The organism is Halobacillus sp. ABR2_026, from assembly GCF_056158545.1.
Map to the genome: position 1 here is coordinate 2321519 of NZ_JBSWTM010000001.1, position 24502 is coordinate 2346020.

The window sequence follows — 24502 nt, forward strand, 5'->3', positions numbered from 1 at the left end:
CAATCTGAATGTATAAAAAAAGCACAATCCGAGAGTGAATTGTGCTTTTCTCTGTTTATTTAACAGGGATCCATATTTCTGAATAATAGTCTTCACTATATGGATCTCCTTCCCGATAGACTTCGAGTTCAGGGCCTGGGGCCTTTTGATAACCGCTGGATGGGAACCATTCGGAATATATTTTCTTCCAAGTTGCCTGCATAGCATGAGGCATCGCACCATGAACTTCAAATTTGGCCCATTTTGATTCTGGCACGGTGTTCTTCTCATATCCTTGCGGCGGTTTTCCTACGCTCGATACAGCAATCCAATAATCAATGGAGCTCTTCTCCTTCCCCTTTGTTTCTTCACAGACGCCCAGCAGGCCTGAAACCGGCCCGGTGTTTTGCTTCAACAAGTCTGTCGTCGTGCTTTCTCCGTTCACTTTCATCCACATCTCCGGAATACCCTTTACATGTTCCTCCTCACCCACACAGGAAAATTCTTTCTTTATACCGACAATTTGAAACGCGTCCTGTTCTATGACTTCATATTCCATCGGTTCAGCTCCTTTCAGGTTTACCTGGATGACCAGTCGATTGTGTGCGGTCATCTTCCCCCTGTAATTCCGTGCTACTCTTGGTGAAATGCCATGCAGTTTCCGGAAAGCCCGGGAGAAAGATTCGGGAGATTCATAGCCATAAGTCAATGCGATGTCAATGATCTTCCGCTGCCCTTTCCTCAACTCCTGCGCAGCCAGCGTCAACCTGCGTTTTCTTAAGTATTCAGCCACCGTCATATCTGTAAGCAAACGGAACAAATGCTGAAAATGGTAAACGGAAGTATGAGCCGCTTCTGCAATCTCCTTCATTGAGAGTTCCTCCAGTAAATGATTCTCCATAAAATCGATCGCTTTCTGCATCGATTGAATCCAGGTCATGATGGTTCCTCCCTCACTTTCACTCTATCAACAATTTACCATGAAAGCATGACCTCACGTGCTGGCAATGGTCAGGTTTTCCTTCCCTTTTCTCCTGATCCTTATTAAAGATATGGAAATGTGGTTAAGGGCGAACGAAAAAGGGAAGAAAAGCTTATGTAAATCTACAATTAGGAGGTTGAAAGATGACTGCAAAGAAGGTTTTGATCGTAACTGGCGATGCCGTTGAAGCTTTAGAAGTATACTATCCATATTTTCGCTGTTTAGAAGAAGGTTTTGAAGTGGATATTGCCGCTCCTCATCAGAAGAAATTGAACACGGTCATTCATGATTTCGAAGACTGGGAGACATACACAGAGAAAAAAGGCTATATGATCGATGCCAACAAGACGTTCGAAGACGTAAACCCGAACGATTATGATGCGCTTGTCATTCCAGGAGGACGAGCCCCGGAACATATCCGCATGCATGAGGACCTCCCGGGAATTGTCAGTCATTTCTTTATCGCCGAAAAGCCGATTGCCGTCATGTGCCATGGCAGCCTGGTCCTTACAACGATCGCTGATGTGGTGAAAGGACGTAAAATGACGGCCTATCATGCGTGCCGTCCAGAAGTGGAAAGCATCGGTGCTGAATATGTAGATGAAATGAATTATGTTGATAACAACCTCGTTTCCGGTCATGCCTGGCCGGACCTGCCCTCCATCATGAAAGAATTCGTAAATCAGGTGAAAGAATCAACTGTCCATTCATAACCCGTGAACGGTCACAGAGTAAAGAATGGTTCCATTCCAAAAAAGGCGATCAGCTTTCTACAGCTGATCGCCTTTTTCATCAAGTCAATTGACGTTCGTAAATAATCTCTTCCGTATTCAGATCGACAGCATCTACTTTCATATTCAATACTTCGTCTGTCTTCATATTCTTCGATCCCCAAAGCCGGATGAGATGATGAGACTTCGTATCATGGAAATTCAACTGTACCGTTCGAAGTTTTCCATCTTCAAACTGTTCATCCTGGATCCAGCATTCCTTGAATTGCATCGTGTCCTGGCTCAATATGTAATCTTCCATCATCTTTTTCAATTCTGGAAAAGCCATTCCGTCGTTTTCTATGATCACACGTTGAAAGTCTTTTTCCTCTGTGATTTGAAAGGTCTGCTTTGAATCATTGGTCATATTTATTCCTCCTGATTAATCATTGATCATAAGACTATTTCCCTTTAAGAAGACGCTAAAAACCCAGGAACACAAGAAAAAAGCTGACATTCCATTCTATTCAGACGGAAAGTCAGCTTGGCTCCATTCATGATGTTTTTCGTTCCTCTTGTTCAACCGTTCCAGAAAGATTTTTCTCCTGAACGAGTCCTTGTTCTCTCGCCATTTGTTTTGCGACTTTTGGTGCCAGCCAAACAGGTGGCAGCAACAAAAGGGATACCGGGACAGCGGTCACGACGATGAAATTCTGCAAAGTTTGGATACTGCTTTCCCCAATCCCTAGAAGTGTGGCAGCAATCGCTCCGAACAACAGCGCCCAGAACACACGGAGAGCTCTTGGCGGATGAGTATTTCCAGTCAACGTCACGGCGACAGAGTAGGACATCGAATCCGCTGTCGTAGCGACGAAGATGACTGTAACGACCAAGAAACCAGCGGCCATGACCATACCGAAGGGCACTTGTTCCATGATCGCCATGACAGCAGCTGGCATTCCGGTGTCATTCAGAGCTGTGGAAATAGCACCAGGTGATTCGAGTTCATAGAACAGACCAGAACCACCTACAGTGGCAAACCAGAAATTACTGACAATCGGTGCAATGATAGCAACCGCGAGGATCAATTCACGGATGGTCCTGCCTCGTGAAATACGACTGATAAACATCGCCATCGCCGGTCCGAAACCAAGGAACCAGCCCCAAAAAAAGACGGTCCAATATCCGAGCCATCCACTATCTCCGCGATACAGACTCATGCGAAGAAAATTCTGGATTTGATAGGCTTCTGCGCCGATGAAAGAGTCTATGATGAACAATGTAGGACCAACAATCAGCATCCCCACCATCAATATGACAGCAAAACCTACATTCACCCGGCTGAGGAGTTGTATTCCTTTATCGACTCCTGAAGCCGCTGACACGGCAGCAATCGCTACAAGGAAGATGATGACGATCGACTGCGTAAACATCGTGTCCGGAATACCGAACAAGTAATCGAGGGCATAACCGACTTGTAGACCTAAAAATCCAATTGGACCGATGGTACCAGCAGCAACAGCGACAATTGAAACGATGTCCGCTGCAGCACCGATTACACTTTTTTTATTGAAGATTCTTTCCCCTACCATTGGATATAAAATAGTCCGGGGCTTCAATGGATACCCTTTATGGTAGTGAGCGTACATAAGGACGATAGTGGCTACTGTACCAAGGCAGGCCCAGGCAGTGAATCCCCAATGGAAAAAACTCTGAGCCAAACCAGGAATAACAGCCTCTGCGTTCGACATTCCCTCATCAGCAAAAAGCGGTGGAGTCGTCAAAAAGTGATAAATCGGTTCCCCAGCGGCCCAGAACACACCGCCACTTGCCAGCAGCGTACAGAGAATCATGGAGACCCAGCGGAACCAGCCATTTTCTGGCCGGTCAAGCTTACCTAATTTCACTTTTCCATATTTCGATAAAGCTAAACAGACGCCAACCACGAAGGTTGCGAGCAGCAACAACTGCCAAAAGGCGCCGAAGAATGTAACAGAAAAGTCGAACGAGCTCGTGATCCATTCTCCCATCAGTTCTTTATTCAATAGAGACATCAATAAAAATAAGACGAGAAAGCCTCCACTGATGCTGAATGTGACCCAATCGATCTTCGTTCTCCTATTCGTTTTTCCGTTCATTATTTTCCCCCTAGGTTTATTAACCTGCTATAGTTAAGTTTATTTAAATGATGTTCGACGAAGTTTTTTTCTTGAACGTTTAGAAAACAGTTTCTCCTCTTCATTTCCGACTTTTTCACATAGGGATTAATTATAGAGATGTTCGTACATCTCGTCAAAGGGGGAGTTTGATAAGGAAAATTAGAATGTAGAAGCATTCAACAGCTGAGGTCACATAAACGCCTGTAAGATGTAAATCTATCTGCTGGTTGGTCCTCATGCGGTCTTATACGAAGATTGGAAGGGATTACTGTACACCCGAACAGTAGAAGAGTTATAAATATCTGCACAGAATTTCCCCAGGAAGACCATCGATTTCACACAAACGATCCGATATAAACTCATGCTTCTCTAAAATCCTTCTGGAGGCATAATTCTCGGGATCAATCGTAGCGGTCAACTTTTTCAGGTTCGTTTTTTCTTCCGCCATTATAATCAGCTCTTTGGCGATATGAGAGCCATGCCCACATCCCCAATAATCCGGAAGCAACATGTAGCCGATTTCCGCTTCTCCCTTCTTTCCATCCTGCAAAGTCAAGTGGCCAAGGCCCACAAATTCACGAGTAGAATCGAGCTGTATTTTGTAAGAGCCACAAACAGGATGTTTCCCATTGCGATAGAGTAGTTTTGTGAAGCTGAGAAAAGCCTCTTCCATTGGAATGGACCGCTCCGTTATTTGAGCCATCACTCTATCATTGGATAAGAGGCTGAAGTAATATTTGAAATCGCGCTCTTGGAATTTCGTTAGATTCAACTTCGACATAACCCTCCTCCTTTCACGATTTGGATGGCGATCATTCATCTCTTTCCTTCAATAACCGGTCCAATTGATCCTCAATTCTCCCGACTCTTTTTTTCAAGTTGATCAATAAAACGATAACCGTCAAAAACAGAAGCGGGACAACGATCAAAAGAAATAATGATACCAACTGCTCTTTTATAACCGGATCCATCGTAACCCCCCTGAAAAAGTTGTCATTTCGAATCCCACACTTCCTCTTTCTGTTCTTCTCTAAAATAAAACCGCTGATCCTGCAGAAGTACAAGTCCTGCCAGCAGGAAACTGACTACAAGTAATAAAGCGGACGATGCGATGATGCTGTAACGTACAGGAATCAAATCCCCTGTAAAACCGACCAATAAAACAAATACAATCTGTAGGAAACTTTGAAAAGTTCCGTAGATGCTCGAGATCCTTCCCATCATATGAACAGGCACGTTGTTTTGGTAAAAAGTCATGAATCCAGTACCTGAAAAAGAGTTAAAAAAGCCCAATATAAGAAAACCGACGGCTACACTCCAAAATGAAAAAGAGAAAGCATATACGAGATAACCGCACGCAACCATAAAATACCCCACGGCCATCAGCGCTCGAACTGACAATTTACCTGCAAGGAGCGATACCGCAGCCGCCCCTACTATTGATCCCGCGCCCGTGAGACTGATGAGTAAACCATAATCACTTTCAGATAAACCGAGAACCTTTTGAGTGAACACCACTTCTTGAGCATCCATACCAAGGGCAATGATCATAAAGAATTGGGCAAGAAAATACACTTGTACGATATAGAGATGACTTTTACTAAAATCAAAGACTTCTTTCCAATCTTTTCGCCACGCCTCCAAGTTGAGCTTACGTCCAGTTTGTTCTCCCACTCCGTTCACATTCGGAAGCATATAAACCATGGCAGCGGATACCAAGAAGGAAAAAGCATTTACCCAAATGGATACATGTACAGAAGTGACGAGCAGGAGAACCCCGGATATAGCTGGCCCGATTAAAAAAGCACTGGATGTGATCAAACTTCTAAATGAATTGAACCGCTTCCGTCCTGACTCTGGAACGAGAGTCGTTATGTAAGTCATGGCTGCGGGTTCAAAGAATGCTTTTGATATCGAAAGCAAGACCAAACACCCGTATATAGGCCAAATCGACGAGAAAAAAGGAAGCACCGCAACAAACAGGGCCCGAATGATGTCTGTTCCGATCATCATTTTCCTAAGGTTCAAACGATCGATTATACTACCGGACCAAAACTTCGTAACCATGGAAGCCACAGGACCAATGATCCACAAACCTGCTACCGCAGTTGCTGAACCTGTCATTTGTAAAACCAAAACATTGATGGCTACGAGATAAATGAAATCCCCTAAAGTGGAAGTGCCCAGACCGAATAACAATAAGAATGAATTTTTTTTGGAAACGCGCGAATCCTGAATAGTAACACCCCGTTTACGCACCCATTCTCCAATATTCAGAAATTTCCTGTATTCCAATAATAAATGTCACAAAACCTTCATAACTGAATAGATGAACGACCGTGGAAAGTAAGTAATAAGTAAAAAATTATAAGAGAGAAGACTATTTCCCTCTTGGACGTTTTTCTATCAACGTCTCAAATACATATAAAATAAATAGCACTCCCCCAACGGCTACCGGCAAACCGATAAGAAGATAGTATACGTTTTTGGGCACATCAAAAACACTGGTCAGATAAGAGAGGGTAAACATCCAACCAAATACCGTGATATATTTTAATACGTTTACCATAAACATTCTTCCTGCCTATTCAGAAAGGGTATGCTCGCATTCACTTCTTCAAATAGAAAGTGTATATCCATCAATAACTCTTCATGAAATCGCACTTCATCCACCTTATTTATGTAACAAATCTTCTTAAATTTATTCTTCTCCTTTATGAAAGGGACTCCCTTAACGTTTCCTGCCATAAAGAAATGACCCTTCCATTTCTCCCCGGAAAATTCATAAATGCCGGTATGAATTTCCTGAAGCTCTCCCACCTGTACGCCAATCTCCTCTAACACTTCACGTTTGGCACAGGCTAGTGAGGTCTCCCCCTCTTCTCTCTTTCCTCCAGGGAAGTTCCATAAGCCCCTCATGTCTTCAACGACGAGAACATTTCCTTGTGGATCACCGATCCATACGCGTGAAAAATGGCGCATTCCAACCCTCCTTTCTAATTACTGTGTGAACCACCAGATCCAAAACAATACAACGGAAAACAAAAACTTAAAAAGACGGATCTATCTTTTTTCCTGTCTCACGTTCTCCATAAACAGCAACCGTTGCTTCACTAACCAAAGCTACATCTATTAACATGATCGTCCAAACACTCATCTAATCTACATCCTTTTCCTATATCCCTCCAAACCACTAGTACACCCATTCATCCAACTACTTTTCTTCACAGGCATCAACCATTAGACAAAGGTTTTGTATTTTGACCAGACGTATCACTTCCTGATCCTCACCCTTCTCAATTTCTACGTGTTTGGTTTGTTGAATCATTTCATTGTAGAAGCCTTTTCCAGCAGGATATTGTCCGTCCCATCGTAAAGGAACGTTATAAACATTAATCGAACCATCTCCGTTGCTACTGTAGGTTACAGAACCATCCACTAAGCGAGTCCCGGACAATTGGATGACATCTTCGGGATACCCGATGCTGGTCGTATCCTCTGGATTCAATTTCTCTCCAGCCGGAATACGCCTCACATTCAATACATCGATATCCTGATGAGGACCAAGCTGCAGCCATACGCGGGCATACTCGATTTGACGGTTTGTAAAATCCGAAAGATCCTGTGAGTCCGCTGGCTGTTGGGTTTCTTCCGCCGGCTCAATATCCGACTGCTGATCTTCTGCAGCTTCCTCTGGTTCTGAAGGCTGTGTTTCGTCTTCTTCTCCTTCAAAGGGTTCCGATGAGGTTTGTTTAACATTCCCCTCTGTTTCCTGGGGTTCCTTTGCCATTTCCGACTCTGAACAGCCGGAAATCATCGCTATCATCAACGCTAAGATAATACCAATCATCCATTCTCTTTTCATCGACTATCCCTCCTTAATATAAAAATCCTTACTGAAGCTCAAGGCTTCTACTCTTGAATCGTGTCTAAAATGGCCATATAGTGGACGAACTTCAGCGTTTCACCATTCATAACAGATGTTTCATAATTACCAGCCAGCTGTTGAAACCCATTTCTCTCTAAGACTTTTCGAGAAGCGATGTAATGATCCGTAGTTTTCGCCATGGCTCTTGTAAAACCCTCTTTCTTCAAATCTACCAGCATGTTATGTAAAGCTTGGTGTGCAATCCCCTGCCCGGTTCGCTTTGCTCGGTCTATATCTATGAAGTTCATTCTACCCAACAACTCGTCCGCCTCATTTCTGATTAAATAGAAATAGGAAATCCCTCTAAACTGTTCATCTAGTAAATTTTTGTGGACTTTTAAAAAATGTTCGAGGTTATAGTAATTGGATCCGCGACTCGGAACCACCTTTTCAAAGTAGGCTCGATTTTCTTTTTCGAACGCAAATAGATCCTCCGCATCTTTTTCCTTTAAACGATTAATAGTAACTTTCATTTCCTCCCACCTTTTCTTCTCCATTTACCATTAAAAAACCTTGAGAACGTTGAACGCTCTCAAGGCTTACTTTACGAAACCGGCGTCATCATTTGATAATACTTGTACAACGCTTGTGTTCCATCATTCTCTCCGCCCGACTCACTCAGTTGATCATATAACTGCTTGGCAAGTTTCAATCCCGGTACTGGAATTTGCATATTTTCAGCAGAATCGATAGCGATTCTCATATCTTTAATGAAATGTTTAACATAAAAACCAGGATCAAAGTTTCCGTCAATCATTCTCGGCCCAAGATTCGACAGGGACCAGCTGCCTGCAGCGCCGAATTCGATGCTGCTCAGTACCTTTTTCGGATCCAGCCCGGCCTTTTCAGCATATGTAATTGCTTCACATACACCCATCATACCAGAGGCTATCGCGATTTGATTGCTCATTTTCGTATGCTGCCCTGCTCCTGCTTCTCCTTGTAAAACGATGTTTCCGCCCATTGCTTGAAAAACAGGCATCAACTCATCAAACTGTTGAGCATCACCACCAACCATAATCGTAAGCTCTCCATTTCTAGCGCCGACATCCCCGCCGGATACTGGAGCATCGTAGGCATAAAGATGATGCTCCTCTGCTTTATTGGCAATTTCAACTGCTAATTCAGGAGATGAAGTAGTCATATCCAATACATAAGATCCTGGTTTGGCATTTTCTAAAATCCCGCCTGCACCAAAATAAACTTCTTCTACATCCCTTGGATAACCGACGATTGTAATGATGATATCGGAAGCTGCAGATAAAGAAGCCACACTTGGCTGCCAGTCTGCTCCTTCAGCTAAAAGATCATCCGCTTTTTCCTTTGTGCGTGTGAATACGTTCAGCTTATAGCCAGCTTTCATCAAATGGCGTGCCATGCTTTTCCCCATAACACCTGCACCAATGAAACCAATGGATTTGCCTGTCATATAAAACATCCTTCCTTGAATGAATTTGTCCCCAGTATAACAATTGCAGCACTATATATTGTTAAATGAATAATATTTCCCCTTGAATAAAAACAGTCTTTCAGCCATTTCCCTGTTCAATGTTTTCTACAATGCTACGGATCATGTGCTTCGAATCATACTCATACTTGGATAAATGTATAATGGCAGGTTTTTTAGGGAACAAGTGATGATCCATTTCTTCTACTGAGAAACCTTTCTCAAATAATCGAGTCACTTGTCCGCTCAACTCTTCTAAATAATCCAGCTTCATCTTCATCGCCTTTTTCCCGTCTTCGATGAAACCTGCATGCTGGCAGAACATTTCCTGAAAATCGAGCGAAAGAATACTCTTTATCGATTTCATCATTGTGGGTATGGATTCTTGTTCCATGATGACTTTCGGTTTGGGATGAATAAAAAGGTCGCCTGAAAATAGCCTTCCGTTATCTTCATCATATAGGACGATGTGATTTTCCTCATGTCCCGGAGTGTGAAGCGGTTTATATGTGTAATGGTTGGATTGGATCGTGTCACGATAAGGTAACGGAGTAAAAGGTTTTCGTGCTCCCCATAACTTTCCCCTATACATGGGCAGGTCAGCTTCCCTTTCACATGAGGGGATAGATTCTTTCTTTATGTAAACAGGTAGCTGTCTTTCTCCGTGAAGCCAATAGGCTGTTCCTGTATGATCCTCATGAAGATGAGTCAAACTTACCAGTTCTATAGGAGTTTGATTATAGAAAGGTATAAGATCCTCAAGCATGCGTGAAGACCCGGTGTCGATCAGCATCCCATCAAGATAAAAGACATAAACGGACATCGAAAAGCCCCCGTAACTCACTTCTCCCAAAGCCGAGGTGACAGGGCCATGTTGAATCAAATTCATTCACAAACGTCCTTCCTATGATAGCGGGGGGACCAACCTCCAACCCATTCTATCTTAACTTATTACCTGAAACGATATGCCAATGCAGATGCTTCGAATCCTGGTACTCTCCTAGATTGGTAAGCACTCGGCACGCTCCCTCTTCTTCCGTAACTAAAGCTGCCACTTTCTTTATGACGTGCATCAATTCAAGGAGCAAGCCTTCATCGTGATCACCTAAAGTGATCAAGGAAGTGATATGCTTCTTTGGAATGGCAACAATATGGGTGGGCCAAAAAGGTCTTGTATGATGATAAGCGAGCACATTTTCGGTCTCCAATACTTTTTTAACCAGCGTTTTTCCACTTAGTACTTCCTCGCAATAGAAATCTTCTGACATATGGATTCTCCTTCCGCCTACTCATTTCGACAAAAGGTATGATTTTCCTTCCAAAGGCTTTTATTCCTAACGATTGTTCTTGCTGCTATTATTCTCAAAAAACACGAGCCGATTGGCAAAGGGGTCCACAACCGTTATTTCTTTTGTTTCCCAAGGCGTATGTTCAAGGATTGGTCGCGAGTGTTTATATAGTTTTGAACGCAAGAAATCCTCGAGTTCCTCCACATTCTCCATTTCAATTCGAAGCGCTGCACCAGGACTGCAATCCCCGTGATGTTCTGAAAGGTGGATGCTGATCCCCCATATGATACCTGCATGTAAAGTGGAAGACCGTCTTCAAACTGATATTCCCAATCTAACGTGAATCCTAAGTAGGACAAATAAAACTCCTTAGCTTTCTCCTCATCAAATATACGGAAAATAGGTGTAGGGTTTTTCATAGGAAATTCTTCTTTCATTAAATGACTCTCCTTCCAATAACTATTATTCATTACAAAAGCTTTTATTTACAAGGAAAACGTATATCCATGTAACTAAATGACGAGATTACGACTGGTTATATTTTACATTAAATAGAATTTCATGAACATCTTTTAGCGTATAAAAGCCCTTCCCCTCTCCGATAAGGCATCATCCAGCCACTTCGGATGCATATTCAATAAAGGTTGAGGTAAGTTTTCTTGTTCGAAGAAGGCAATTTCCACAGATTCTTCTGAACGGCACTTCAATTCTCCCCCGATCCGTTCAGCTAAAAAATAGGTCGTAATAAAGTGCACGTTTTTGCCATTAGGATATTGGAACACTTGAGACTCAGGATCCGAGTAAACGCCAATCAATTGCTTAATGCTAATCTCTAGATTGGTTTCCTCTTTCATTTCCCTGACAGCCGTGTCAGCCACCGTTTCTCCTCTTTCCACATGACCGGATGGTAGTCCCCAGAGTCCCACATCCGCCCTCTTCTGTAGAAGGATTTGACCTTTCTCGTTGAATAAGATAATAGCGACTCCTGCTTTTACTTCATCAATCTTCACCATCATTTGGTTCTCCTTTCCATTAAAAAAAGCCCGAGGGGGAAAATTCAGCGCATCACGAATACACTGAACCTTTCCCCTCGGACCTTTTATGTCAATAGGTGCCTTTTACAGTTATAAAAGATGCAGCCCTCGGTCACAGACCTGTAGATAGCGGAACCCTAGCTGCAGTTTTCCAGTTCAAAACAAAGATATTTTCTTTTATATATACTAAACTAACATATCACAATGAGAATAAGAAGCTTCCTCTTGCATTAATCCCGATAGCGGAAAAAATTCTTGATTGCATCCATACGGATCTGATGTTTACAATCCTCACAGCAAAAAGCACGGGTTTTACTTTCAATATAGTGTCGATATTCTTTGGTTCCTTCATACACACTAAACTCTTGCTTGCAATAGATACAGTGGACTTTATATGTAAGGATGATCAACAGCTCCTAATTACTAATCTATCATAACTTAGAAAGTTCTTTAATGGCTTGAACGATTACTTCGGGTTCTTTTAACTGGGGGAAATGTCCGCTGTTTTCAGCGATGATAGGTTAACTTTCCGAAGACAAGGATAATAAACCCCATTGATTTTCACGTCTTTTCAGGCGAGCCCCCTCACGCATCATTCGGCTTTGCTTTCCACCAGTAATGACATAAACCGGTACCTCAGGAAAGGAATCCACTCGTTCAATTTGCCTTATCGTTTCATCCACATCATTCACTTCATTAAAAGACTGGCTGGATGACCGTTTATCAAAAATGGACAAAATCTTATGTAAAGCTTTTACTACTGGCCCTTGATAATGATTCAGCTCCCGGTCCTTTGACATAAAATTTCCAGGAGTTTCATGCGATTATTCATGTTCTTGTTGAGCATAGCTACAATTGGTATATCGGTTTACAGTCTGATGAATAGAACATTTGCTAATCAGTACGGAGAAATAATATTGGTCCTGCTTGGGGTCCTTTTATCACTTTCAGCCGTTGAACGTTTCAAGGATCGTAGAGGGACATCAGGATTTTTGCATATCGGTGTAGCGATCATCGTTTTCACCTTGGCCTGCATCCTTTTCTTTCGATGAGTCATTCACCTAACCAATTATTCGTGAGTATCGAATCGAAACATAAGATTCATCATCCGAATTGGAATAGGCGGCTCTTTCACTAACCCTCTTAAACCCGGCCTTCTCATAGAAAGGAATCCCCTTCAGATTCCCTTTCTGTACAGAGACCCATTGTTCCCGCGAACCCTTCTCGCGTTGAATTTCGGTTAAATAGCGCAGAAGTCTTGTCCCAATCCCTTCTCCTCGCCTTTTAGGATCCATATAAAATACAAACACTTCACTTTGATGAGAACCGGTCATCCCCCCACCAATAGCTCCAATAACACCTTGTTCGTCCACGGCGACGATGTAACCATCCCATCCATCTCCTTCCTTCAACTCTTTGGATATACGGTCATAGTTATAAAATCGTTTATTATTCCTTGATATATTCTCCAATGTACGAATCCCTTTGTAAGTATCCATGCAACCTTCACGGCACACCCTGGATATCCCCTCAATATCTTCACCCGCTGCTCTTCTAATGACAACCACCTATGCCACCTCCTCTTTTACTTAAATTATATCAATCTCCTCATGAGGCATAAATCTTCTTCGGAGACAAAAAAGGAGAATCATAGATTCCCCGTGATGGTTCATTTCCTTGCTGCTACAAGATGCCGTGAAGGGCACCAAGAATAGTGAAAATAATGAAGTGGTCGCCAATCGCCATTAGAAATGATGATTTAGGCATTAATCCGAACAAGTAATTTTTCCAATAGACAAGTGAAATAAGAGCGCCCACAATCATACCGATGCCTGTTCCCGATAAAAACGAATCGGCATTCACATACTGCGTCAGAACTCCAATGAAAAAAGAACTGATGAAAGCAATGGTAACCGCTGCTATATATTTCGTGGTTCCTCCCGTTTTCACTCCGTCAGCTTCCTGACTCTTTTTTCCTGATAATAAAATGGAATAGTAAACAGAACCGTAGATGATATAAAGCAGGCCACCAACGATGATTGCTGTCCAATTCAATGACATAAACCTCCTCCTCTCTTACATAGGTTCTATCGCAAGTGCAATTGCCCGGATTTTAAAATCCGGGACTAAACTCAACCCTTGCTTATGCGTTTCGATCCATTCGAACGGGTGATTCAAATAACGATAACCGCTTCTCGGAAGCCAATAACTGTATAGTTCAGAGTAGCTCTCGATCAACAGATTCCGGTCTTCATAAGCGACAGGCTTTTCAAACTCATACATCACATGTCTCCCACCTTTGAATGGATAGATTACCTCCTGTTCAGGAACAGGCAAATCAGGATCTATGGCTATCCTGCAGTCATACCGGCTTTTGTCTGGAGGGGTAATGTACGGGTTATTTCTAGGTACACCGAACAGAATGGAACTTTCCGTCATGAGGTCCCTGGCATTCGCCCACTGATAAACATCCTCCCAGGCTTGTTCGACGCCATCTGTATAAGAGCCGATATGCTGGATGTTCACCGTTTGACAAGCCGGCAGATCTTCCACTCTCACCCGACTGAGGTCCAACCACCTGAAATCATTATAAGCTTCCGCACCTCCTCTGTCTTTCTGGATATTGCGTTTAAGTTTAGATTTCTTGCGGTCTTCGTATTTTCGTGGAAAATGGTCCAAGTAGCCGCCATCCCGCCAGTTCTTGGGACTCATTCGAAACGTTTGGTTAAAAGCTTGGGTAAAATAAGAAACCGAAGAAAAACCTGAGAGCGCTGCAATTTCTGTAATACTCCTCTCTCTTTCATATATGATCATATGAGCGGCTTTCTCCATTCGGTTTCGTTTCACGTAAGCGCTAGGACTTTCTCCTACAAGCGCTTTGAATGTCCTTTGAAAATGGTAAATCGAATACGTCGATTCAGCTGCTAAAGTTTCAAGGCTTAACGATTCCATGAGATGATCATCTATGTAATCAAGCACGCTGCTTATTAAAGTTCGTTGTCTTCTTTCATGGTCTTTCATAACATTCATCCTTCGCTTCATATATTCCAATCTTCATTACTAAAACGGTAAACTTCACTATCCATTATCGATCCCCGCTTTCTTACTAAAACGTCCGCTATATTCATTGTAACCTTTCTGTCTATCAATTCTTCAGAAAACAAAAATACCTGCCCTCAAAAATTTGAGGAACAAGTATAGACAAATGACAAAGAGAACAGAAAATCCTTAAAAGATTCCCCAGCTTTTCAAAAGATAATATTGTTTGATATACCTACATTCTTCTATTTCTTAATATCTCCATTCACGTATAAACATGGAGTGCATTTTCCTTCTATGGACCGGAGCGTTCATCCTTATTTTCTTATCGCAAGGGGTGTCTTTTCATGTCTGTTTATGGGCACCTATGGCGTTTCTCATTTCAAATAGTAACGCAATCAAAGATTGATGATAGGGAATGAAAATTCCTTCAGAAATCATCCTGATCATGTCCCCCTCGGTGGCCCATTTCACTTGTTTCACTTCTTTTGTCGGAACACGCAGAGTAGTGATGTCCAGTTCCGTTGTCAGAAGGTAATAATCATCAAATCCTTTATCAAAATTGACAGTTAAGGAGGGACGCGTGTTTTGAAGGTGCAGGGTGTAACCAATCTCTTCTTTAACTTCTCGTTCAGCTGCCTGATGACTCCTTTCACCGGCGATCGCGCTGCCTCCTACGGTGATATCCCACATGTTTTTCCAATCTTCTTTATCCGGATGACGTTGCTGGATGAGCATTTCTCCCTGATTATTGAAAAGACATACGTGTACAACTAAATGATAAGAATCGTGTTCCATCACATTTCCCCGAATCATTTGTTTCCCTGTTAATTTTCTTTCTTTATCGTATATATCCCATGTCTCCATGCACACACTCCTGTCGAAATATTCTACTTCATACTTAAGAAATATATTTCACAGTTCCAGAACTTTTTTCTGAAGAAGCATTGAAAAACTACACTTGTCATATTCAACTGGTGGCATAAACAATTACAGACCCCTCTTCTTAAATTTTCCTTTCCTCTTATTCCCACCTAAAGAAACGATTTGCGATTAAAATTGAGAGACTTGCAAATAAAAAAAGAATGCCGATTTGAGCTATGTCAGAAAAAGAAAATACCCCTCTCCAAACCAACTGTAGAGTATCATGGACATAGTACAACGGTATAAACTTCGCCAGAACTTGAATGGAATCCGGATAGATTTCCATAGGAAGGGTGACTCCTGATAAAAACAACATCATATACATGAGTACGAAAGATAGTCCAAGTCCAGCCCCGATAGTTTTTGATAAACTTGATAGAATAAGACAGAAACTGCAAAAGCCTATAGTTGTAATCCCTACCATTACAAAATAAGTGAAAAGATGAGTGGTTATAGAAACATCAAAAAGAAAATAGGCGATCATTATGATTTCTAATGCACCAACAAAAGCCGCAACCAGAGACTTTAAAATAATGCTTGTGAACATGACCCATGGTCGCAAAGGGGTTCCTTTTAACCTTCGCAACACACCTTTTTCCCGGTCAACCACAAGTTGAAGCCCCACAGTAAATAAACCAATATTCAGGATCATAATAGCTACCATGGCCGATATGTATAATTCAAAATAATCCACCCCCCCATAAGATTCCCCTCCAAAAATATTACCGAAAATGATAAACAGAACAGCGGGTAATAGGAATGTGAATCCCATAGCCATGGGATCCCGGATAAATAATTTTAGATCTGCCTTTAAATGGGAGGAGATCATACTGGTCATGCTCTCAACTCCTCTCTCATTACACCGGTCATATTCATATAAACGTCTTCAAGGGTTCCTTTGTGACCTGGCAGTTTATGTATCAACTCGTTTTGTGTTCCACAGGCAATCAAGCTGCCTTTGTTAAAAATGCCGATACGATCACACAGATATTGTGCTTCTTCCATGAAATGGGTGGTTAAAATGATTGTTTTCCCTTCAGATTTAATAGACTGGATAAGATTCCAAATCTCCCGTCTCACCTCTGGATCCAATCCGGCAGTCGGTTCATCTAGGATGATAATATCCGGGTCATTGATCAAAGCTAAAGCAAAGGAAATACGCTGTTTCCATCCACCAGATAGATGCTTAATAGGCGTATGTATATATTCTTCTAAATGAAGCATGGTGATTAATTCTTCCAAAGGCCGCTTTTTCGTGTAATAAGAAGCAAATAGTTCCAGGACTTCTTTCACCTTGAGTTTTTCATATAAACTGGAATGTTGAAGTTGTACGCCAATTCTTTCTCGTATCTGATAGAAGTCTTTTTGAGAATCTAAACCCAAAACTTTCACAATTCCACTATCCGGTTTCCTAAAGGTTGTAATCATTTCAATTGATGTAGTTTTTCCAGCTCCATTCGGACCTATGATTCCGAAAATTTCTCCTTCTAATAATTTTAAAGATAACTCATTAACTACTTTTTTCTTTCCGTATGTTTTCGTCAATCTATCAGCCTCTACTACTACTCTGGACATCTGATCCCTCCATCTCATATATCTAGGTTCATTTCTAACCTTTCACAATCTGATTGCTTCCAATTATTTCAAAACAACAAAAATCAATCAACCATTTTTTTACATGTAAAATATATTCGTAGATCGAACACTTCTCCATCGTAATGAAGAAAGAGAGCAGTTCAAGAAATTAACCGCTCCCTTTCTATTTAAGTACTAACCCGAAGGTTGACGCCCCGCTTTCTTTAATTGACGCACAGATATTTTAAAATGGGACGTATGCCAAACCACTTGCTGCTGATCGATGAGGAGAATCTGTGGAGATTTATGAGGAATATTCGTAACCTTTGCAATCTGATGGGAAAGGGATCTGTTTTCTATAACCTTTACGAGATAACAATCATATGGCTTTTCCGAATTCTTTTGGAAAGTTCTCAACTGTCTCAAGGCTCTTGTGCTGATCATACAGGAAGTACTGTGCTTATAGACGAAAACCGGCGCCACCTTGGAGCGTTTCCAAATCTCCTGCCAATCCTCTATGGTTGTCATTTCATTAATCCTCTCCATCATAAAACCCTCTCTTTGAAATGTTTTCGACGCATTCTTTAGAACTCATCGCCCGCCAAAGCTCGAAGCAATGACCAAACCTAACACAATGCCAAGCGGAAGAAAAATGGCTAATTGATCCAAAGCTACCCCGACACTTGTTCCAATGGCTACCCCAAGGACGATGCCGACACCACGTGCTTTTGTATGTTTCATAAAGGACTCCTCTCCTGTATCAGCGACTTCAGCCATAACCTTCTTAACCTTTATATTACTTACGAGTCTAATTGGGAAACGTTTCATATTACTCCTTTTAGTTTTGGCTCTGTTAAAGTTTAGTGTTGATATTACTTCAAAAAAGGAACTTCCAATTTTATGGAAGTTCCTTTTTTTATAGTTGGCTTATTCAACGAAAGCTCCCTTTTCTTGAAGACTCAGCTTCGAGATGTTTGTGTGATTCTAGGGGCTCCGGGAAAAGGTTCGCTTTCCATGGGGCGGGCGGTGAGCCTCCTCAGGCTACGCCTTCCGGGGTCTCACCTGTCCCACACGTCCCATAGGAGTCTCACCGTTTCCCTCCGCCCCCTTTCCCTTATAAGTGTCTCGAAGCCACTTTAAAAAGGGTGAGCTTGAATGGTTGAGGTTCGAACATCTGTATGGATTCGTAAGTTTCCAATTCTTCTCCCCTAGGCGGGCAGATCGTGCGTAGTATCAAGCATTTGCGTATGCTAAACGTTAATAGGGTAGAGATGATATCATTCACTTCTCTTACCCATACAAGCTGATTTTTCAAGTAGTGGTTTCGAGATACTTATATGGCAAAGGGCGGAGGGGGATGGCGAGACTCCTATCTTAAGTGTGCAGGCGCCTCGTTCAGCGGCGTATGGACTGGACTGAGCTGGAGGAGATAAAGGAAACACGAAGAACGAAGAGATTCGATGTTGACTTATCGTACAGAAGCGAGGGAAGTCACACTAGCCGCTAGGCGCAGAAACCGGATATCTACGAGGAAAAAAGTGCAGGGTGAGACCCCGCAAGGCGTTAGCCTGAGGAGGCTCACCGCGCTCCCGCGGAAAGCGAGCGATTCCCCTTAGCCCCATACACTCAAAAAACATCTCGAAATCTAGTCTTCAACAATCCTGCCATTTAGGGAAAGGCTCCGTTTCGAAATCATAATCCAGCAAGATTCAATGGTTGGATCGTGGAAGGAGATCATCTAAAGGTTTCAACACTAGGAAATAAATTCCCTTTCACCATCCTATCATTCATTGTCACTTCCATCCGTTGAAGCAAATATCAACACTGAACTTTAATAGAGCCTTATTTTTAAAACCATAATGAATAAACAGAAACTAAAAAGAGCTGCCGAAACAGCTCCTTTATATGTTAGCTTTTCACAACCGGTATCCAAATTTCACAACTTACGGAGGGGGAAGTTAAATCTTTATCTTTAATCGACAAAATCTCAGGTCCTTCGGTTACCTGGTAGGTGGAAGAAGGGAACCATTCCGAATAAATCCTGCCCCAAGTTTCCTGTAGGCTTTCCGGGAATGGACCTGTGGTTTCAAATACGGCCCATGTCAAAGCAGAGACTTCAAGCTTTGAAAAGCCTTTCACTCCTTCCTTGGTGGACGCAACACCAATGTAATGATCCAGCTCCCCTTTCTCCTCCATCCTTTCTTCCGGGAAGTTGGTGGATGCTTGAAGCATCCCTATTGGTTCGACGTTCGAGAGTTTCTTTAATTGATTGATCTTCTCCATCGTTAAGGATTTCCACATTGCGGTTATTTCCGGATTTTCTCCTTCAAATATAATGGGTACCCTTTTCATAATCCCTACGATTGTAAATGCTTCTTTTTGTTCCACACGATAATTCATTGCATTTCCTCCCTTTATTGATAGTTGGAAGGTCATACATGGATAGGCTTTAAAACACCGGCCATTATTTTTTGCTTCTGATGGGGTCACCCCATGCAATTGAAGAAAGGCTTTGGCAAAAGAGTCCGGAGATTGGTACCCGTATTTCATAGCAGCATCAATGACCTTTAGGTTACTATTTTGAAGATCTATAGCAGCCAAGCTCAGTCTCCTGCGCCGTATATACTCCGACACAGGGATTCCAGCCAGAAATGAAAACATTCGTTTAAAATGGTATTCAGAACAACAAGCGAAACGAGCGACTACCTTAAGGTCGATTTCGCTTGTAAGATTTTCCTCGATATACTTCATCGCCTTATTCATATTCTTAAGTGAATCCATGAATATGACCTCCTTTCATCATTAGAATAGCATCGGTAATCTTCATGAACCCGACTTTTCCTGCACCACTTTTCATGGGAAGCGTCCATATGTTTCCTTTTCTATTTAGTCATTATAAAAAGAAAGTAGATTCCAGCGACATTTTTCCAAATTTAAACAAACAGGGTTTACCCAGCTTAAATAAGGTTATTGTTAAGTAGATCGAAACGAAGAATCTGTCGAAGAGGAAGCACCTATGAATAATGGATCATTGTAAAGGTAGGTGGCAAATGAATAAAATACAGAGCTTCATCGTTTTCATCTTTATATTAGCTTTTATGGGATTTGAGGAAAAAATCATCACTTTCATCCAAACCTATATTACCGATCATTATGTATGGACAGGTGTTATTTACTGTATTTTGGGTGGTTTTACTGTTTTTATTCCCTTAGCGCTCTATAAGAAATTCGGCAACGATAAAAATATATAAAAAAGGGGGGCAAACGAAACGCCCCCTCTTTCCTGTGGTAATCTTCACATGATTTCAGCCCTTTCACATTTCTTTCCATTCGTACAATGGCGTACAAAAAGAATGATAAGCTTCCCTGCCCCCACGAACGATTTCGTTGTAAATCTTATATACCTCCAACGTCATTTTTCCCGGTTTTCCATTTCCTATCGGCCTCCGATCGACCTCTACCACTGGTTTGATCCCTATAGCCGTTCCTGTTAAAAACACTTCATCCGCTTCATATAACTCCATTCTCGTTATACTTTTTTCATAAACAGGTAAATGCCACTCTTTCCTGATTATTTCTGTAACTGTCTGCCGAGTGATTCCGGGTAAAATATCATCAGATATAGGTGGTGTAATGATGCTGCCTCTTTTAACAAGGAAGAGATTTTCAGCAGCACCCTCACTGACATACCCTTCTCTAGTCAGGAAAAGAGCTTCATCAAATCCGTTAGAGGCTGCTTCCAAAATGGCTAATGCGGAGTTCATATAACCTGCTGTAGGTTTGGCTTGAGGAGGAATCATATTGCTACCTATTCTTGTCCAGGAAGAGATTCCGACCTTTAAGTATGGTTTAGGTTCATAATCCGTTACGTCGGTATAGATGGCTAAATGGTTGAAAGTGTCTTGTAATGTTGGACGTAAAGTATCTGCCCCCTTGAAGCATATAAGACGAATATAGACATCTTCAGTCACCTGGTTTATCAAAAGCAGCTGCTTGACGATCGCTGTTAATTGCTCGATCGTATAGGGGATATGAATAAAGAGACTGTTTCCCGACTGATGGAATCTTCTCAAGTGGTCATTTAATCTGAAAATGAACAATTGCTTCTGATCCTCGTTCCAAAAAGCACGGATCCCATCTATACAACCCAGCCCATAATTCAGGCCTTTGTTTTTAACACTTATACTCAACGAATGCTCATCCACATACCGATCTTTATCAAACATATAGGCCAAAGCATTCACACCTTTTTAAAACACTATATGCTTCATAAAGTCGACTATACTCATTCGCCAAAAGTACCTGTGACGAAGTCCTGGATACGGAGTGATTTTCCATGGAGACCAGAACGGTCACGCTGACCGATTACGAATGATCATCATCACTTATGAAGCTGTCATCAGAGGAAAAACCATCATGATCCACATCAAATGTATTGTAATAATGGGCATCAGGATTCCCAAGTACAGCTCTTTTTCTCTTATCATAAGTGCGAATGAAATGTAAAATGGAGAATCCAATACCTCCAAACAAAGCTATGTATACTAGAAAATCGGCTTGGTAAAAAAGATAGGTACATATACCTGCCATAGCGATCATCAATAACAAATACTCAACGACTTTCATATCCTCGCCCCTTCCCTTGGAGTTGCTCGGTTTCTCCTAAGTATACGTGCCAGGAAGAAATATGTTTCAGTCGATAAGAACCTCTAGTGATTCAGCCCCCAGAATATTATTTCCTGCCAGAAGCGTTGGATTATTGCTATGCCCATATAAAAAGCAGCAGCCTGTTAAGAGGCTGCCGCTATAAGAAAAAAGTCTATATTCCCTAGCCTATGTTAGATTGACCCTTTTTCACTCCAGGATGATCCTGGGTAGCTCTCATTCTATTCAGCGCTTGTTGTGTTGATTCACTGATGTCTGCTTCGAAATAAGGTTCATATGCTTCCAGAGGCGTTCGCTTTGTAAAGTAAACAGCGAGCAACACACCAATTAATGAGCAGACTACCGCAATGACGAATGGCAATTCATAGCCCAAAGCCTTTGCTGTCACATAAACAACAGAACCTATAATGATTCCTGCATAAGCTCCGGCTCTGTTCATCCTCTTCCAGTACAATCCTAAGAAGACCACAAGGAAGAACGCCGCACCAAAACCTCCATACACATAGACAAATCCCATAGCTAAAAACCACGGTGGATTTATAGCTAGAAGTACGGCTGCCGTTGCTATAGCAAATATACTCAAACGGAGCCAGTTTTTGAACTTACGTTCACTAATCCTTCTTGGTGCTATATTCAAGTATACGTCGTAATACAAAGAAGTCGCGCAGTGCAGGAGCATTGAATTGGCCGTGGAAATAGCAGCGGCACAAATGGCGACCAGTGTAATGCCACCGATGATCGGCGGTGTGTACTCCTGAATCACCAAAGGGATAATATAATCTGTTGTCTTTCCTACAGGGATGCTTGGAACAAGTACTTTTGCTCCTAATCCGATAATGATAAGCGGCCCCATAATGAAAATCAATACGAGGATCGTTCCCATCACCTGCATAATTGCAACCTTCACGTTCTGGGGGGCCAACATTCTAGTCACCCAGTGAGGAGAAGAAGGAGTCCCCAGGGAATTCGATATAAATATGGAGACAAGGGCACCAATCCCGAATGTTCCAAAAGGAGAAAGCAGAATCCCTTCCTCCAGCTCGGGGCCACCTACGTTCGTCGGAGCTGTAGTCGTTGCCAGCGTATCCAGGATGTTTCCTATTCCGCCAGTCAGTGACCAAACCACTCCACTCGCCAGCAGTACTCCGATGGCGATTAAAATCGTATTCAATGTATCTGTTGCTGCCACAGACCAAAACCCACCAACGCTTGTAATTAATATAAAAAGTAAAAAACCAAAAATTGCAATCTTATAATCAATGCCTGTAATACTTGAAAAGACGATTCCGAACCCTGTCACTTGAATGTTGACTAAAAGCAGATAACCGATGAACATGAGAATGCCGACAATCGCCTGTAATATACTCTTATTCTGAAAAGGCTCGAACCTTTGTCGGATAAATTCAGGAAAAGTTCGTGCAGGCTTTTCAGGTCGTCGGATTTTATAGGCGACGATTGGAATCAATGCCCCTCCAAAACACCAGCCGGCGACCCAGCCGATGACTGCCGCTACACCTGAACTATATAAATACCCAGGAACACCGATGACTGACGCCACACTTACCCACGTTGCTGATGTGGTACCGATTCCAAGCAGGAGCCCCATCCGGTGACCACCCGTTGTATAATCATCGATCGATTCTGCTTTTTTTAAGCTTTTAATGTTTGCCCAAATGAGAAAGAGGACATAAAAACTGAATACAACAACATACCAAATCATTCGTTAAACAACTTCCTTCCTAAATCTTATTTGTACTTAAAAAGACGCCCGGTAGCTCCCCAACGCTTAACGCCGGACTTTTCCACTTTGTAGCAGAGGTATGTACCTAACAGGAAGGAAAAAATCATGACTCCCACCCAAACCATCATTGCTAAGACCAATATCATTCACCTCTCCTCACTACTTGTTCATCCAATCGTTCCCTATATCCGGCCTCCTTATTTAAAATAAAAAACCCTTCTCTCAATAAGAGAGAAGGGTTTTAGGCAAACGTTCGATTGCTGTTAAACACTCTCTCATCTCCGGATCCGCTTTTGCGATCCTCTGAAATTGGCACCGTACATGAATCAGCCGGTTGCCGAGGCTTCATAGGGTCAGTCCCTCTGCCTCTCTGGATAAGAAAATTCCAAATATTCAAATGTTCATGGCTTTTATTCTACCATACACTTTCAGGACGTCAATCGGTCTCGGAAAATACCTGGGGGATTTTAAATGACAATAAATAGTATAGCGACGTCCACGTGCTATGATGATACTCATGGCCAACCGTATGTTTCAATCGTTGGTTGTTAAAACACGGAAAGTAGAAAATCGATATCTTCCCTGCTCCTACATTTACTCCTGAAAACTCCATCTCTCCACTTGGAAGAAGACAAACGGTCGTATCTGGGCCAAGCAGGGCATCTGAAGATTTTATCAAAGCTTCAAGAACTGCTTCCTCTGATTCCGAAGCTCTCAGCAATTTGATTTCCTCTTCGACCTTTTCCAACTTTTCTGGTGGAGAATTTATATACCCCTCCACCAGATGAGAGTACTTTCCACTCAAACAACGATCCTTTATCTGGTCCATTACGACCTCATTCCACAACGTCTTCCGTTCCTCGGCACCCCCTATGTCCTTAGCCTTTTTTACAAACTGATCCACGTATTCATAAGCAGAAAATATCTGCATGGATTGCCCGTTGATACTCGTTTCCATCATGTACATTTTTTCTTGGTCTACAGGTTCTTTTTTAAGCTCCTTTTTTTCAGAAGGAACAATACCCGTTGC

31 protein-coding genes, 1 pseudogene and 1 riboswitch are annotated in these 24502 nt (G+C 42.1%); of the genes and pseudogenes, 3 read left to right on the forward strand and 29 right to left on the reverse strand.

Annotated elements, in window-relative coordinates:
* Positions 1-55: 55 nt before the first annotated feature.
* Positions 56-919 (reverse strand): AraC family transcriptional regulator, encoded by an 864-nt coding sequence (locus ACXADE_RS12055; RefSeq protein ID WP_474980711.1) that lies wholly within the window; start codon positions 917-919, stop codon positions 56-58.
* Between the two features lie 185 nt (positions 920-1104).
* Between ACXADE_RS12055 and ACXADE_RS12060 the strand changes: the two genes are divergently transcribed.
* A complete protein-coding gene (locus ACXADE_RS12060) occupies positions 1105-1674 on the forward strand; it encodes a DJ-1/PfpI family protein (protein WP_474980712.1) in 570 nt (189 codons plus the stop codon).
* Positions 1675-1753: 79 nt separating this feature from the next.
* On the opposite strand, the gene ACXADE_RS12065 is transcribed toward ACXADE_RS12060, so the two are convergent.
* The 15 genes and pseudogenes from ACXADE_RS12065 to ACXADE_RS12135 form a co-directional block, all read right to left on the reverse strand.
* Positions 1754-2098 carry a hypothetical protein gene (locus ACXADE_RS12065; protein ID WP_474980713.1) on the reverse strand — a complete coding sequence of 115 codons (345 nt, stop codon included), beginning with the start codon at positions 2096-2098 and terminating at the stop codon, positions 1754-1756.
* Between the two features lie 127 nt (positions 2099-2225).
* Positions 2226-3809: a BCCT family transporter gene (locus ACXADE_RS12070; RefSeq protein ID WP_474980714.1), complete on the reverse strand. Its 1584-nt coding sequence runs from the start codon at positions 3807-3809 to the stop codon at positions 2226-2228.
* Positions 3810-4122: 313 nt separating this feature from the next.
* A complete protein-coding gene (locus tag ACXADE_RS12075; RefSeq protein WP_474980715.1) occupies positions 4123-4611 on the reverse strand; it encodes a GNAT family N-acetyltransferase in 489 nt (162 codons plus the stop codon).
* Between the two features lie 31 nt (positions 4612-4642).
* Positions 4643-4801, reverse strand: coding sequence for a hypothetical protein (locus ACXADE_RS12080; protein ID WP_474980716.1), 159 nt, complete (start codon positions 4799-4801; stop codon positions 4643-4645).
* 22 nt (positions 4802-4823) lie between these two features.
* Positions 4824-6089 carry an MFS transporter gene (locus ACXADE_RS12085; protein WP_474980717.1) on the reverse strand — a complete coding sequence of 422 codons (1266 nt, stop codon included), beginning with the start codon at positions 6087-6089 and terminating at the stop codon, positions 4824-4826.
* A gap of 121 nt (positions 6090-6210) precedes the next feature.
* Positions 6211-6399, reverse strand: a complete 189-nt coding sequence (locus ACXADE_RS12090) for a hypothetical protein (protein WP_474980718.1) — start codon at positions 6397-6399, stop codon at positions 6211-6213.
* A complete protein-coding gene (locus ACXADE_RS12095; protein ID WP_474980719.1) occupies positions 6393-6812 on the reverse strand; it encodes an NUDIX domain-containing protein in 420 nt (139 codons plus the stop codon). The genes ACXADE_RS12090 and ACXADE_RS12095 overlap by 7 nt, the downstream gene beginning before the upstream one ends.
* A gap of 232 nt (positions 6813-7044) precedes the next feature.
* Positions 7045-7695: a hypothetical protein gene (locus tag ACXADE_RS12100; RefSeq protein ID WP_474980720.1), complete on the reverse strand. Its 651-nt coding sequence runs from the start codon at positions 7693-7695 to the stop codon at positions 7045-7047.
* Between the two features lie 47 nt (positions 7696-7742).
* Positions 7743-8231, reverse strand: coding sequence for a GNAT family N-acetyltransferase (locus ACXADE_RS12105; protein WP_474980721.1), 489 nt, complete (start codon positions 8229-8231; stop codon positions 7743-7745).
* Positions 8232-8302: 71 nt separating this feature from the next.
* Positions 8303-9187 (reverse strand): NAD(P)-dependent oxidoreductase, encoded by an 885-nt coding sequence (locus tag ACXADE_RS12110; protein WP_474980722.1) that lies wholly within the window; start codon positions 9185-9187, stop codon positions 8303-8305.
* 100 nt (positions 9188-9287) lie between these two features.
* Positions 9288-10094, reverse strand: coding sequence for an MBL fold metallo-hydrolase (locus ACXADE_RS12115; protein ID WP_474980723.1), 807 nt, complete (start codon positions 10092-10094; stop codon positions 9288-9290).
* A gap of 49 nt (positions 10095-10143) precedes the next feature.
* Positions 10144-10473, reverse strand: coding sequence for an HIT domain-containing protein (locus tag ACXADE_RS12120; protein WP_474980724.1), 330 nt, complete (start codon positions 10471-10473; stop codon positions 10144-10146).
* A gap of 66 nt (positions 10474-10539) precedes the next feature.
* A pseudogene (locus tag ACXADE_RS12125) lies at positions 10540-10913 on the reverse strand (glyoxalase superfamily protein).
* Between the two features lie 153 nt (positions 10914-11066).
* Positions 11067-11507, reverse strand: a complete 441-nt coding sequence (locus tag ACXADE_RS12130; protein WP_474980725.1) for an NUDIX domain-containing protein — start codon at positions 11505-11507, stop codon at positions 11067-11069.
* 542 nt (positions 11508-12049) lie between these two features.
* On the reverse strand, positions 12050-12328 hold the full coding sequence (locus ACXADE_RS12135) for a hypothetical protein (protein WP_474980726.1): 279 nt from the start codon (positions 12326-12328) through the stop codon (positions 12050-12052).
* An 18-nt stretch (positions 12329-12346) separates the two neighbouring features.
* Here ACXADE_RS12135 and ACXADE_RS12140 point away from each other — a divergent pair, with 18 nt between their 5' ends.
* Positions 12347-12580, forward strand: a complete 234-nt coding sequence (locus ACXADE_RS12140; RefSeq protein ID WP_474980727.1) for a hypothetical protein — start codon at positions 12347-12349, stop codon at positions 12578-12580.
* Positions 12581-12589: 9 nt separating this feature from the next.
* On the opposite strand, the gene ACXADE_RS12145 is transcribed toward ACXADE_RS12140, so the two are convergent.
* The 9 genes from ACXADE_RS12145 to ACXADE_RS12185 all read right to left on the reverse strand — a co-directional run bounded on the left by ACXADE_RS12145 (position 12590) and on the right by ACXADE_RS12185 (position 19847).
* Positions 12590-13096 (reverse strand): GNAT family N-acetyltransferase, encoded by a 507-nt coding sequence (locus ACXADE_RS12145; protein ID WP_474980728.1) that lies wholly within the window; start codon positions 13094-13096, stop codon positions 12590-12592.
* A gap of 115 nt (positions 13097-13211) precedes the next feature.
* Positions 13212-13589, reverse strand: coding sequence for a DUF1761 domain-containing protein (locus ACXADE_RS12150; RefSeq protein WP_474980729.1), 378 nt, complete (start codon positions 13587-13589; stop codon positions 13212-13214).
* Positions 13590-13604: 15 nt separating this feature from the next.
* Positions 13605-14549, reverse strand: a complete 945-nt coding sequence (locus tag ACXADE_RS12155; protein WP_474980730.1) for an AraC family transcriptional regulator — start codon at positions 14547-14549, stop codon at positions 13605-13607.
* A gap of 363 nt (positions 14550-14912) precedes the next feature.
* Entirely contained in the window at positions 14913-15434 is a 522-nt protein-coding gene (locus ACXADE_RS12160) for an NUDIX hydrolase (protein ID WP_474980731.1), read from the reverse strand.
* Positions 15435-15591: 157 nt separating this feature from the next.
* The gene (locus ACXADE_RS12165) at positions 15592-16329 is read right to left on the reverse strand and encodes an ABC transporter permease (RefSeq protein WP_474980732.1); all 738 of its coding nucleotides are present in this window, start codon (positions 16327-16329) and stop codon (positions 15592-15594) included.
* Complete coding sequence (locus tag ACXADE_RS12170; protein ID WP_474980733.1) at positions 16326-17066, reverse strand: ABC transporter ATP-binding protein; 741 nt, start codon at positions 17064-17066, stop codon at positions 16326-16328. The genes ACXADE_RS12165 and ACXADE_RS12170 overlap by 4 nt, the downstream gene beginning before the upstream one ends.
* Before the next feature lie 195 nt (positions 17067-17261).
* Positions 17262-17615 carry a bacillithiol system redox-active protein YtxJ gene (gene ytxJ, locus ACXADE_RS12175; RefSeq protein WP_474980734.1) on the reverse strand — a complete coding sequence of 118 codons (354 nt, stop codon included), beginning with the start codon at positions 17613-17615 and terminating at the stop codon, positions 17262-17264.
* 42 nt (positions 17616-17657) lie between these two features.
* A complete protein-coding gene (locus ACXADE_RS12180) occupies positions 17658-17807 on the reverse strand; it encodes a glycine zipper domain-containing protein (protein WP_474980735.1) in 150 nt (49 codons plus the stop codon).
* A gap of 1167 nt (positions 17808-18974) precedes the next feature.
* Positions 18975-19847 carry an AraC family transcriptional regulator gene (locus ACXADE_RS12185; RefSeq protein WP_474980736.1) on the reverse strand — a complete coding sequence of 291 codons (873 nt, stop codon included), beginning with the start codon at positions 19845-19847 and terminating at the stop codon, positions 18975-18977.
* Positions 19848-20116: 269 nt separating this feature from the next.
* Here ACXADE_RS12185 and ACXADE_RS12190 point away from each other — a divergent pair, with 269 nt between their 5' ends.
* Entirely contained in the window at positions 20117-20317 is a 201-nt protein-coding gene (locus ACXADE_RS12190) for a hypothetical protein (protein WP_474980737.1), read from the forward strand.
* A gap of 63 nt (positions 20318-20380) precedes the next feature.
* On the opposite strand, the gene ACXADE_RS12195 is transcribed toward ACXADE_RS12190, so the two are convergent.
* From ACXADE_RS12195 to ACXADE_RS12210, 4 genes are all read right to left on the reverse strand, one after another.
* Positions 20381-21292, reverse strand: coding sequence for a branched-chain amino acid transaminase (locus tag ACXADE_RS12195; RefSeq protein ID WP_474982223.1), 912 nt, complete (start codon positions 21290-21292; stop codon positions 20381-20383).
* Between the two features lie 139 nt (positions 21293-21431).
* Entirely contained in the window at positions 21432-21692 is a 261-nt protein-coding gene (locus ACXADE_RS12200; protein WP_474980738.1) for a hypothetical protein, read from the reverse strand.
* 202 nt (positions 21693-21894) lie between these two features.
* Complete coding sequence (locus ACXADE_RS12205; RefSeq protein ID WP_474980739.1) at positions 21895-23451, reverse strand: sodium:solute symporter family protein; 1557 nt, start codon at positions 23449-23451, stop codon at positions 21895-21897.
* A 293-nt stretch (positions 23452-23744) separates the two neighbouring features.
* Positions 23745-23853, reverse strand: a riboswitch (SAM riboswitch).
* Positions 23854-23908: 55 nt separating this feature from the next.
* Positions 23909-24433, reverse strand: coding sequence for a DUF2268 domain-containing putative Zn-dependent protease (locus ACXADE_RS12210; protein ID WP_474980740.1), 525 nt, complete (start codon positions 24431-24433; stop codon positions 23909-23911).
* Between the last annotated feature and the right edge of the window lie 69 nt (positions 24434-24502).